General features: G+C 43.7%; 11 protein-coding genes and 1 tRNA gene. 7 read left to right on the top strand and 5 right to left on the bottom strand.

The genetic code is table 11. The features are described 5' to 3' along the window. Positions 1-54 precede the first annotated feature (54 nt). On the bottom strand, positions 55-1,236 hold the full coding sequence (locus LPH68_RS20555) for a site-specific integrase (RefSeq protein ID WP_230297107.1): 1,182 nt from the start codon (positions 1,234-1,236) through the stop codon (positions 55-57). A 172-nt stretch (positions 1,237-1,408) separates the two neighbouring features. Further along, positions 1,409-1,479: transfer RNA gene (locus LPH68_RS20550), tRNA-Gln, on the bottom strand. A 264-nt stretch (positions 1,480-1,743) separates the two neighbouring features. On the opposite strand from LPH68_RS20550, the gene rsfS reads away from it, so the two are divergent. From rsfS to LPH68_RS20535, 3 genes are read left to right on the top strand one after another with little or no spacing between them, the layout of a single operon-like run. Then, positions 1,744-2,103, top strand: coding sequence for a ribosome silencing factor (gene rsfS / locus LPH68_RS20545; RefSeq protein WP_004310984.1), 360 nt, complete (start codon positions 1,744-1,746; stop codon positions 2,101-2,103). Between the two features lie 9 nt (positions 2,104-2,112). Next, positions 2,113-4,266, top strand: a complete 2,154-nt coding sequence (gene ftsH / locus LPH68_RS20540; protein WP_032848672.1) for an ATP-dependent zinc metalloprotease FtsH — start codon at positions 2,113-2,115, stop codon at positions 4,264-4,266. A gap of 16 nt (positions 4,267-4,282) precedes the next feature. Then, complete coding sequence (locus tag LPH68_RS20535) at positions 4,283-5,131, top strand: phosphatidate cytidylyltransferase (protein ID WP_008642078.1); 849 nt, start codon at positions 4,283-4,285, stop codon at positions 5,129-5,131. A gap of 106 nt (positions 5,132-5,237) precedes the next feature. On the opposite strand, the gene LPH68_RS20530 is transcribed toward LPH68_RS20535, so the two are convergent. From LPH68_RS20530 to surE, 3 genes are all read right to left on the bottom strand, one after another. Further along, on the bottom strand, positions 5,238-6,029 hold the full coding sequence (locus tag LPH68_RS20530; protein WP_004310987.1) for a NigD-like protein: 792 nt from the start codon (positions 6,027-6,029) through the stop codon (positions 5,238-5,240). A 94-nt stretch (positions 6,030-6,123) separates the two neighbouring features. After that, positions 6,124-7,260 carry a lipid-A-disaccharide synthase gene (gene lpxB / locus LPH68_RS20525; RefSeq protein ID WP_004315144.1) on the bottom strand — a complete coding sequence of 379 codons (1,137 nt, stop codon included), beginning with the start codon at positions 7,258-7,260 and terminating at the stop codon, positions 6,124-6,126. Positions 7,261-7,345: 85 nt separating this feature from the next. After that, positions 7,346-8,113, bottom strand: coding sequence for a 5'/3'-nucleotidase SurE (gene surE / locus LPH68_RS20520; RefSeq protein ID WP_008020629.1), 768 nt, complete (start codon positions 8,111-8,113; stop codon positions 7,346-7,348). 355 nt (positions 8,114-8,468) lie between these two features. Between surE and LPH68_RS20515 the strand changes: the two genes are divergently transcribed. The 4 genes from LPH68_RS20515 to LPH68_RS20500 are packed head-to-tail and all read left to right on the top strand — an operon-like array spanning position 8,469 to position 12,356. Further along, positions 8,469-9,233 (top strand): ParA family protein, encoded by a 765-nt coding sequence (locus LPH68_RS20515; RefSeq protein ID WP_004301394.1) that lies wholly within the window; start codon positions 8,469-8,471, stop codon positions 9,231-9,233. Positions 9,234-9,248: 15 nt separating this feature from the next. Further along, positions 9,249-10,139, top strand: coding sequence for a ParB/RepB/Spo0J family partition protein (locus LPH68_RS20510; RefSeq protein ID WP_004301392.1), 891 nt, complete (start codon positions 9,249-9,251; stop codon positions 10,137-10,139). Then, positions 10,140-11,027 (top strand): DUF5683 domain-containing protein, encoded by an 888-nt coding sequence (locus tag LPH68_RS20505; RefSeq protein WP_134985542.1) that lies wholly within the window; start codon positions 10,140-10,142, stop codon positions 11,025-11,027. Positions 11,028-11,060: 33 nt separating this feature from the next. Then, a complete protein-coding gene (locus tag LPH68_RS20500; RefSeq protein ID WP_128859630.1) occupies positions 11,061-12,356 on the top strand; it encodes a lytic transglycosylase domain-containing protein in 1,296 nt (431 codons plus the stop codon). Positions 12,357-12,374 lie beyond the last annotated feature (18 nt).

Genomic DNA, 12,374 nt, shown 5'->3' with positions numbered 1-12,374 from the left:
TGACGATAGGATTATATCGAACCCAATCCTAACTTCTTGCTAAAGAAGTATTTATTAAGCGACCATTCTGGGCGCACTAGCGTAGATTTGCGTCGTCTTGATGCTGGTATGTCCCAACATTTTTGACACAGTTTCAATCGGTATGCCGTGAGACAGGGTGATAGTGGTGGCAAAAGTGTGCCTCGCCATGTGAAAAGTGATATTTTTCTCTACTCCCGCTTCCTTGGCCACTTTTTTCAGGTATCGGTTTGCCACCTGGTTGGGCGGTACCGGGAATACATGATTAGTCCGTTTTCCTTCGTGGTATGCTTCGTACCTCTTTAATATATAGACAGCAGGCTGCAATAAAGGCAGCATGGCGTGTATGTCCGTTTTCTGACGATAGTAGTTCAGCCACAAGCTTTTGTCGATACCGACATTTATATTTTCATTGGTCAGGTTGCTGATGTCGACAAATGACAGTCCGGTGTAGACAGCAAATACGAACACGTCCCTCACGATGGAGAGGTTGGCGGGCAAAGGGACTTCCTCGATGCTCTTCAGTTCCTTTTCGGACAGGAATCCTCTTTCTACTTTCGTTTTCTTGGCGTTGAGCAGGCAGACAGGGTTCCGGCTTATCCATTCGTTTTGCAGGGCGACATTCATCACCTTTTTGAAACGCTGGATATGCTTCAATGCACCATTGACAGCGCATACGGTCTCCCCTTCCCTCTTATAGCCTTGCAGATAGGCGTAAAACTCATAAACGAAAGCTTTGTCAATGGCGGTCAAGTCATAGTCAGAGACATGGTATTTGATACGTATAAAGTTGAGCAGGTGTTTCTTCGTTACGTGATAGCCGACAAATGTACTGGCACGGAGATTTTTCTTCTCCATGATTTCATGGTAATCAAACAGTGTGCTGATGGTAGAGAACTCATTATCCTGTGTCTGAAACATGAGTTTGAAGTTCTCAATGTTGAGAGGGTAGTTTTTCTGTCTAATTTTGGTAACGGTATCTTCGATCGTGATTTTCAAATCTTCGATATACCAGTTGGCTTCTTTGTCATTGGCGGTCTTACCAAGTGACTTTTGCGCAACTGCCGACCATGATTCAGACCGTAGGTATAGTTTCGTGGGAATTTCGTATCTTTGTCCCGAAATCGTAACCCGACATGAAAGAGGTGACAGTTTTTCATTCGTTCTTCCTTTCCTTATCCAGAAAAGAACATTGAAAGTTTGCTTTTTTTGGCTCATCGTTATTTTTTTTGAGAACCACTCAAAAAAATATCAAAAAAGAGCATTCGTGTCACCGAATTAGCCACCGAATTAGCGTCAACTTTTTTCGGATGGTATTTGTCAAAGCACAAAAAAACCCGCTAAAATTGCATTTTTAGCGGGTTTTTGTCAGTAAAAAGCTGGTGTTTTGTTGGGCTACCTGGATTCGAACCAGGAATGACAGGACCAGAATCTGTAGTGTTACCATTACACCATAGCCCAATGATTTTCGTTTGCGGGTGCAAAGATACAAATATTTTGGGAATTCAAAACAAATCCGATATTTTTTTTGCAAAAATGTCCAAATAAGCTTTCCAAACAAAAGTATCTCCACTAAAAAACACAAAAATTGAGGGATAACTTTCTTGTATCCAATAAATCAGCGTATATTTGTCAAAAATATCACGTTTATTATCAGAAACAAAGGGTCACCTTTTTTTGTTATAAACAAATAGAGAACATGAATTATTAATCCCAATTACAGGAATGAACGATACTAAAGTATTAATTGAAAAAATAAAAGAAGGAATTCAAGAGAAAAAAGGTAAAAAGATAGTCGTTGCCGATTTAACCAGCATAGAAGATACCATCTGTAAATATTTCGTTATCTGTCAGGGAAATTCTCCCAGTCAAGTGAGTGCAATAGTAGATTCAATCAAGGAATTTACACGCAAAGGTGCGGACAGCAAGCCTTATGCAATCGACGGACTCCGAAATGCAGAATGGGTAGCTATGGACTATGCCGATGTATTGGTACACGTTTTTTTGCCGGAGACAAGAGCTTTTTATAATCTTGAGCACCTCTGGGCAGATGCTAAACTTACTCAAATCCCCGATCTAGACTAATTAATGATTATGGACAATAATAATAGCAATAATAACAATAGCAATAAACCTAACAATAAGGTTAATATGCCGAAGTTCAACCTGAACTGGATGTATATGATTATTGCCCTTATGCTTCTCGGCCTCTGGTGGGGCAGTGATTCAAAAGGAGCAGGAAGCAAAGCTGTAACTTACAGCGAGTTTCAGGACTATGTAAAAAAGGGTTATGTCAGCAAAGTATTGGGTTATGAAGATAAATCAATCGAAGCTTTCCTCAAACCGACTGCCGTAGGGGCTGTTTTTGGAGCCGACTCTACCAAGGTGGGACGCAACCCTGTCATTACAAGTAGAACCCCGTCTACCGATAAACTGGAAGAGTTTTTGCAGGCAGAAAAGGAAGCCGGTCATTTTGACGGTTCATCCGACTATCCGCCCAAATCGGATATTTTCCCCGCAATTCTGATTCAGGTACTCCCGCTTGTCTTGCTGGTTGCGTTATGGATATTCTTCATGCGCCGTATGAGCGGAGGCGGCAGTGGTGGCCCCGGCGGCGTATTTAATGTAGGAAAATCAAAAGCCCAGCTTTTTGAAAAAGGCGGAGCCATCAAGATTACATTTAAAGATGTAGCGGGGCTGGCCGAAGCAAAACAAGAAGTGGAGGAAATCGTAGAGTTCTTAAAGGAACCGCAGAAATATACGGATTTGGGAGGTAAGATACCCAAGGGAGCATTGCTGGTAGGCCCTCCGGGAACCGGTAAAACATTGCTTGCCAAAGCTGTGGCCGGCGAAGCGAATGTGCCTTTCTTCTCATTAGCAGGTTCCGACTTCGTGGAAATGTTTGTGGGTGTAGGTGCATCCCGTGTTCGCGACTTATTTAAACAGGCTAAAGAAAAAGCTCCCTGTATCGTCTTTATTGATGAGATTGATGCCGTAGGACGTGCCCGTGGCAAGAACCCTGCAATGGGAGGAAATGACGAACGCGAAAACACATTGAACCAGTTGCTGACAGAAATGGACGGTTTCGGTTCCAATAGCGGTGTGATTATCCTTGCTGCTACCAACCGTGTAGACGTACTCGACAAGGCACTGCTCCGTGCAGGACGTTTTGACCGTCAGATACACGTGGACCTGCCCGACTTAAACGAACGTAAAGAAGTATTTGGCGTGCATTTGCGCCCGATTAAAATAGACGATAGTGTAGATGTGGACTTGCTGGCACGTCAGACACCGGGATTCTCGGGTGCGGATATTGCCAATGTCTGCAATGAGGCTGCACTGATCGCTGCCCGCCACGGGAAGAAATTCGTAAGCAAGCAGGACTTTCTGGATGCGGTAGACCGCATCATCGGTGGTCTGGAAAAGAAAACCAAGATTACAACGGAAGCAGAAAGACGCTCCATCGCTTTGCATGAAGCAGGACACGCCTCTATCTCCTGGTTGTTGGAATATGCCAACCCATTGATTAAAGTTACGATTGTTCCCCGCGGACGTGCATTGGGAGCTGCCTGGTATCTGCCGGAAGAACGTCAGATCACTACCAAGGAGCAGATGCTGGACGAAATGTGTGCTACTTTGGGAGGACGCGCCGCTGAAGATTTATTCCTCGGCCGCATCTCAACTGGTGCCATGAACGACCTGGAAAGGGTGACTAAGCAGGCATACGGCATGATTGCTTATTTAGGTATGAGCGACAAGCTGCCAAACTTATGTTATTACAACAACGATGAATATTCTTTCAACCGTCCATACAGCGAAAAGACAGCCGAATTGATTGACGAAGAAGTCAAGAGAATGGTAAACGAGCAGTATGACCGTGCCAAGAGAATTCTGTCAGAGAATAAAGAAGGACACAACGAACTGACGCAATTACTGATTGACAAAGAAGTAATCTTCGCGGAAGACGTTGAACGTATCTTCGGTAAACGCCCTTGGGCTTCCCGCTCGGAAGAAATCATGGCTGCTAAAGAAAGCCAGGATGCCGCAAGAGCTGAAAGAGAACTTGCCCAAAAGCTGAAAGAAGAAGAAAAAGAAATCAAAGAAGAGGAAGCTGAAAATACCGCAAAGGAAAAACAAGCACCCATAGACACCAAAGTTGCCGCAGAAGGTAAAAAGGTTACTGTGGAGGGCAAAGTTACCGTAGAGGGTAAATCCAATGGGGAAGAACAAGCTAACGGGTCCAACTAATTAAAACGAATAGATTTTGATTAATAATTTTATAAAACGAGCTATTACGGGTGTACTCTTCGTTGCCATCTTGGTAGGGTGCATCCTTTATGACGCATTCAGCTTTGGTATTCTGTTCACCGCTATCAGCGCACTGACCATTTATGAGTTCGGACAGCTGGTAAATATGCGCGCAGAAGGAGTGAAGATAAACAAGACCATTAATATGCTCGGCGGGGCTTACCTATTCCTTGCAATCATGGGATTCTGCATTGATGCGGCCGATTCGAAGATATTCATCCCGTATGTGCTTTTATTGCTTTACATGATGATTAGCGAGTTGTATCTGAAAAAGGAAAACCCGGTACTTAACTGGGCTTATTCTATGCTTAGCCAACTTTATATCGGACTGCCTTTTGCTTTGCTGAATGTATTGGCATTCCATAACGATCCGGGATCAGAATACAGTAGCGTAAGTTACAATCCTATCCTACCGCTATCTATCTTTATTTTCCTCTGGCTGAATGACACGGGAGCCTATTGCATCGGTTCATTGATCGGCAAACACCGGTTGTTTGAACGTATCTCTCCCAAGAAATCATGGGAAGGTTCTATCGGCGGCGGAGTGGTAGCAATCGGAGTATCTTTTATACTCGCTCACTACTTCCCATTTATGTCAATGATTGAATGGGCAGGACTGGCACTGGTGGTTGTTATATTCGGTACATGGGGTGACCTGACGGAGTCGTTATTGAAACGCCAGTTGCACGTTAAGGATTCGGGAACCATTCTTCCGGGACACGGTGGGATGCTCGACCGCTTTGACAGTTCCCTGATGGCTATACCGGCAGCAGTCGTTTATCTATATGCATTAACATGGTTCTAACGGGGGATTCTTTCTCAATCGATTAGAGCTGAAACAAAATACAAAAGGTCGGGAACTTCTACGGAAGTATCCCGACCTTTTTCACACACAGTAAATCATAGTTAGGTTATCGGATCGAAGAAGTGGAATGAACATCCTTTGCTGCTTCCGGTACACCGACCGGATGATCCAGATCAAGCACAATCACTCTTCCTTCTCCATGTTCTCTTGAGTTTATTGTCACCTTAAACCCTTTGGGTGCTACCCAGGAATCTTTCGGCGTAGGGAAGAACTTTTCCAGATTATAAGAAACTCGTCCCCATCCCCAATAGTCAGTCACATCCTCATACGTATTATAACGCAGTTCCAAATGTATGTAACCATCTTCATCCACATTCAATGTTCCCGGTTCTGACGGTTCGCCCGGCTCTCCCGGTTCCATCTTATTTTGCACAAGGCTGATACGATGTTTCTCCGAACGAGGCAACTCCTGACGGAAAATTACGTTCAGGAACTTTCCTCCCAACCACATATCACCCTGATAAATCAGAATAGGATCATTTCCGAATTCTTCCGCTTCTTCCTCTGTCGACATATCTTCCACTTCCTTTGTCAACAGTTCCTGTATCCCTTCCATCTTCACCTGAACTCCTTTTCCTCCTTCCATGTCATACAAAGGATTGAAAAAAGCCACGACACGTTCACCATCCACCGGTTTAAACCAAGGAATAGAAGTAGCAACCGGATCAATCACCCCCCAATTATCACCTTCCAAATAATATCCTCCTCCACCGGTTGCACGAACAGTCGCCCAGTCCCAGCTGAAATCTCCAATAGAATAACCATCATCATCACATGATTGCAACATTGGTACTAATGCCAATAATAAGATTCCTAAAAGCCACTTAAATTTTTTCATATCTTTTTCCTTTCTTTATTTTAGTCTTCTGCTTTATAAATAAAAAAGCCGTGCATTTACTGCATCGGCTTTACGTTTATTCAGAAAAAGAAAGTTATTTTTTCAACAAACGCAGCATTTCACGAGCTGCATGACGGGGAGCACCGGCAGGTCCTAACCGTTCGGCTACATATTCATACCCCGAAAGCATCTCATTTCTATATGCTTCATTTTCAATGATATTTCTCAATTCGTTCTGCATATTCTTCACGGTCATCGTATCCGCCACCAGTTCCTTTACCACTTCACGGTCAGCAATCAAATTAACCAACGAAATAAATCTCACAGTTAAGATATGACGCCGCAAAAAAGAAACCACTTTCCCGATCGGAGTGTAATAACAAACCACTTGAGGAACACGAAACAATGCCGTCTCAAGCGTAGCTGTACCCGAAGTAACTAAAGCTACATCTGCATGCTGCAACAGGCTATAAGTCTGATCGAAAATGATTTTCACTTTCGCTTCTCCTACATATTGTTTATAATACTCGGGAGCAATGGCAGGTGCACCGGCCAAGACAAGCTGATAGTCGGGAAAAGCGGAAGCAGCCTTCAACATATCCGGCAGATTATCTTTGATTTCCTGTTTCCGGCTACCGGCAAGAAGAGCGATAATCGGCTTATCCTCCAATTGGTTCTCCGCAATAAAGTGCTCCTTATTTTTCGGATGAGCTGCCTGATAGGCTGCCACCTCATCCACGGTAGGGTTTCCTACATAGTGAATGGGGTATTGATGCTTTCCTTCGAAGAATTCCACTTCAAAAGGAAGAATGGAGAAAAGCTCATCTACATCTCGTTTTATATTCTTGATACGGTATTCTTTCCACGCCCATATCTTCGGAGAAATATAATAGTAAACCGGTATCTGTGTCTTTGCATGGACAAACTTGGCAATATCAAGATTGAATCCCGGATAATCTACCAGAATAACAACGTCCGGTTCCCAGGAAACGATGTCTTCTTTGCAACGCTTCATATTTGCAAAGATAGTGCGCAGATGGAGTAATACAGGGATAAATCCCATGTATGCCAACTCCTTATAGTGCTTTACCATCGTTCCTCCGACAGCCGCCATCAAGTCACCTCCGAAAAAACGGAAATCAGCCTGCGGGTCTTCTGCCTTTAAGGCAGCCATCAGATGAGAGGCGTGCAAGTCGCCGGAAGCTTCACCGACAATCAGATAATACTTCATAGAGTTGAGAGTTGAGAGTTGAGAGTTGAGAGTTGAGAGGGATAGATGACTAACAGGGCGTCATGCTTTCTTTTTCAAATTTCAACTAATTAAACCATTTATTAAGTTCGTCCATAAAGTGATAAGCCGTCACGTCAACCGTAGTTGGGGTGATAGCAACATAGCCATTTGCCAAAGCCCAATGATCGTTCTTCTCGTTTTCAGGTTCATGATCGGTAAATTCACCGGTCAGCCAGAAATAGTTAGGATCATTCAGACGAGGGCAGGCAGCCCATTCATTCGTCCAACGTCCTTTCGCCTGTTCACAGATTTTCACTCCTTTTATATCGGCTGTATCGGGGAAGTTCACATTCAGACAAGTTAAAGGAGGAAGTCCTTTTTCCAAGATCATGGCAGCGATGCTGCGGATATAAGGTCCGGCAGCTTCAAAATCAGCATCGGGTGCATGATTGCACAAGGAGAAGCCAATAGAAGGAATTCCATTCAAACAGCCCTCAAACACCACTCCCATCGTACCGGAATAATGCACGTTAGTGGCAGAGTTATCTCCATGATTGATACCGCCGACTATCAGATCCGGAGTCCGGTCGAGCACTGTGTTTCGTGCCAATTTGATGCAATCGGTCGGTGTTCCCGAACATTTATAAACAGTCAAGCCCACTTCCTTCTTTACTAACTGGTAATGAACCGGCTGCGTCACCGTCAGCGCACACCCACTACCGGAACGCGGAGCATCAGGTGCCATCACTATAATCTCACCCAAAGGGCGAAGAAACTTCACCAGTTCATTAATACCTTTAGCCATCACGCCATCGTCATTCGAAACAAGTATCAACGGCTTCTCTTTTTCCATATATTCAATCCTTTCCTTTTTTATATTCGCACAAAAGTAACAAAAAGAAGCCGTACCACCAAACACCTCCCCGCATCAGATCGAAAAGTCTCTTTCACCCCCACTCCTACCCGTTTACAAATCTTAATCTTCTGCAAGCGAGCAAAAAAAGAAATAAATATCCAATATAAATATGTATATTTGCAAGCTCATAAAGAGAAAGGTAGATGATGAACCTGTCGAAGTTTGGTAACCGTTTCGTCCGACAGTTATTAACAAAACAGGCGACTTATCAACAGAAATTGCAAAGTTTCTCTTTTTTCGTAGGCGCTCTAAGGATTTATCACTTATTTCGCTGCCAATAAATTTAGAGAATATGGGAAAAATTATTGCTTTGGCCAATCAAAAAGGCGGTGTAGGAAAGACAACGACTACGATTAATCTCGCAGCTTCACTTGCTACACTGGAAAAAAAGGTACTCGTAGTAGATGCCGACCCGCAAGCTAATGCCTCTTCCGGTCTGGGAGTAGACATCAAGCAGTCGGAATGCACTATCTATGAATGTATTATTGACAGAGCCAACGTACAGGACGCTATCCTTGATACGGAGATTGATTCTTTGAAAGTAATCTCTTCGCACATCAATCTCGTAGGAGCAGAGATTGAAATGCTGAACCTCCCAAACCGAGAAAAGATACTAAAAGAAGTACTCACACCTTTGAAGAAAGAATATGACTATATCCTGATAGACTGTTCGCCTTCATTAGGACTGATCACGATCAATGCCCTGACGGCAGCCGACTCCGTGATTATCCCCGTTCAAGCTGAATATTTTGCTCTTGAAGGTATCAGCAAATTGTTGAATACCATCAAAATCATCAAGTCGAAACTGAATCCGGCTTTAGAAATCGAAGGTTTCTTACTGACAATGTATGACTCTCGTCTGCGTCAGGCCAATCAAATCTACGATGAAGTGAAACGTCATTTCCAGGAACTGGTGTTCAACACCGTTATTCAACGAAATGTGAAATTGAGCGAGGCTCCCAGCTACGGTGTCCCGACCATCCTTTACGATGCGGAATCTACCGGCGCCAAAAACCACCTGGCTCTTGCTAAAGAGATTATCAACCGAAATAAATAAAAGAAAGAAGAAGATATGGCAACACAAAAAAGAAATGCATTAGGACGTGGTCTCGACGCCTTGCTCTCAATGGATGATGTGAAAACCGAAGGGTCTTCTTCCATTAATGAAATAGAGCTGGCAAAGATTACTGTCAATCCCAACCAGCCCCGCCGTGAGTTTGACGAAACAGCATTGCAGGAACTGGCTGATTCCATTGCGGAAATCGGTATCATCCAACCTATTACCTTACGCAAACTCTCGGACGATGAGTATCAGATCATCGCGGGAGAACGTCGTTATCGTGCGTCACAAAGAGCAGGACTGAAAACGATCCCTGCTTATATACGCACTGCCGACGACGAAAACATGATGGAAATGGCGCTGATTGAAAATATCCAGCGTGAAGACCTGAATGCCGTAGAAATCGCACTTGCCTACCAGCATCTGCTCGATCAGTACGAACTGACACAGGAACGTCTTAGCGAACGTATCGGAAAGAAACGAACGACGATCGCCAACTACCTGCGCTTACTGAAATTGCCGGCTCCAATACAGATGGCCCTGCAAAACAAGCAGCTGGACATGGGACATGCCCGTGCGCTGATTTCATTAGGCGACCCTAAACTACAAGTTAAAATATTCGAAGAAATACAAGAACACGGATATTCAGTCCGCAAAGTAGAAGAAATTGTTAAATCATTAAGCGAAGGAGAAGCTGTGAAAAGCGGCACACGGAAAATAACACCCAAACGTGGCAAACTTCCTGAAGAATTCAACTTATTGAAGCAACAACTCTCCGGCTTTTTCAACACCAAGGTACAACTCACCTGCTCTGAAAAGGGAAAAGGCAAGATCAGTATTCCTTTCGGGAACGAGGAGGAACTGGAACGTATCATGGAAATCTTCGATACGCTAAAGAAGTAAATGACAAGAAAAAGTAAGAAATATCAGTTACTAGTCAGCGCCCTGCTTCTCTGTTTTTTACAGGTGGCAGGGATTGATGTGTATGCACAATCCACAGTTACTCCGGCACGGAAAGATACAACAATCATACAGCGAGAAGCGCCGAAAGCCCGTGCACGAAGGCATCGTGATCCGATTATACAGGACTCGGTGAAGAAGGATTCTATCCAAATCATACCATCCAAAGAACTTCCGGCCATCGACAGTTTGTCAGCTGCTAAAATACAGATAGCGGACAGCTTGGATGCAGCCAATAAGAAAGAGCTGAAAAAGATAGAGCAACCTGCCTCCATTGTTGTAAAGACCGACACTGTGCCGCCACCTGCTCAAGATATTAACAAGAAAATATTTATCCCGAATCCGACCAAAGCAACGTGGCTGGCAGTCGTATTCCCCGGTGGAGGACAGATTTACAACCGTAAATACTGGAAATTACCTATTATATATGGAGGATTTGCTGGTTGTGCTTACGCCTTAAGTTGGAACGGTAAGATGTACAAAGACTATTCGCAAGCCTATCTGGACATTATGGACAGCAACCCGAATACGAAAAGTTACGAAGACTTGTTGCCCCCGAACTCCACTTATAATGAGGAGCAGCTAAAAAACACACTAAAACGAAGAAAAGATATGTTCCGTCGTTATCGGGACCTTAGTATATTTGCTTTTATCGGAGTTTACCTGATCTCTATCATCGACGCTTATGTAGATGCAGAGTTGTCTAACTTCGATATAACCCCCGACTTGAGCATGAAAGTAGAACCGGCTGTTATCGACAATAACAACCAGTTCCGCTCCAGCAGTTTAAAAAACAAGTCGGTTGGTCTGCAATGCGTATTACGATTTTAAAAACACAATTTAGATTGATCTTATTATTGAAGCATGAAGAAATTAGTTAACTATTGTTCGATTATTTTTCTTTTACTGGTGGCAACGTCGCAGGTAAAAGCGCAAAGTGTAGATGTAGTGATTCGTGAAAATGGAACTGAACGCAAAGAAAGCATCGACCTGCCTAAAAGTATGACATATCCACTTGACAGTCTGTTGAACGACTGGAAAGCCAAAAATTATATTGACTTAGGCAAAGATTGCAGTACAGCTGAAATCAACCCTTTATTCAGCGACTCTGTCTATATCGACCGCTTGTCACGCATTCCGGCTATCATGGAAATGCCTTATAATGATATTATCCGCAAATTCATCGATATGTATGCAGGACGCTTGCGCAATCAGGTTTCTTTCATGTTAAGTGCCTGCAACTTCTATATGCCGATTTTTGAAGAAGCATTGGATGCATACGGACTTCCACTGGAACTTAGATATCTCCCGATTATCGAATCTGCACTGAACCCCTCTGCCGTGTCACGCGCAGGCGCTTCCGGTCTGTGGCAATTTATGATTGGTACAGGTAAGATCTATGGCTTGGAATCAAACAGCCTGGTAGATGAACGACGCGACCCGATTAAAGCAACTTGGGCTGCCGCACGTTATCTCAAAGAAATGTACGATATCTATGGAGACTGGAATCTTGTGATTGCTGCTTATAACTGTGGCCCCGGTACTATCAACAAGGCAATCCGCCGTGCCAATGGCGAAACGGATTACTGGAAAATTTATAATTACCTGCCTAAAGAGACACGTGGTTACGTACCTGCCTTTATCGCCGCTAATTATGTGATGACTTACTATTGTGACCATAATATTTGTCCGATGGAAACAAATATCCCGGCAAGTACCGACACAGTACAAGTGAACAAGAACCTGCACTTCGAACAGATTGCTGATCTTTGCAATGTACCTTTGGATCAAATAAAGAGCTTGAATCCGCAATATAAGAAGCAAATGATTCCGGGTGACAGCAAGCCTTATACTTTAAGACTTCCTATCGATGCTATCAGTACCTTTATAGATAAGCAAGACACAATCTATGCACATCGCGCCGACGAATTGTTCCGCAACCGGAAAACCGTTGCAGTAAAGGAAATTACCCCCTCAACCCGCAAAACGACAGCAGCTGTTGCCGGTAAAGGCAAACTGACCTACTACACAATAAAAAGTGGAGACACTTTGTCAACTATCGCCGGAAAGTATGGCGTCACAATTAAGGATATACAAAGGTGGAATGGAATGTCCAACACCAAAATTGCTGCAGGAAAACGATTGAAAATATACAAATAAACAGCTTCCTGCTTGCAT

The organism is Bacteroides sp. 1_1_30, assembly GCF_020982715.1.
Taxonomy (GTDB): Bacteria; Bacteroidota; Bacteroidia; order Bacteroidales; family Bacteroidaceae; genus Bacteroides; species Bacteroides xylanisolvens.
The sequence above is the reverse complement of the archived record's forward strand: the minus strand, read 5'-3'. Positions and strand labels throughout refer to the sequence as shown.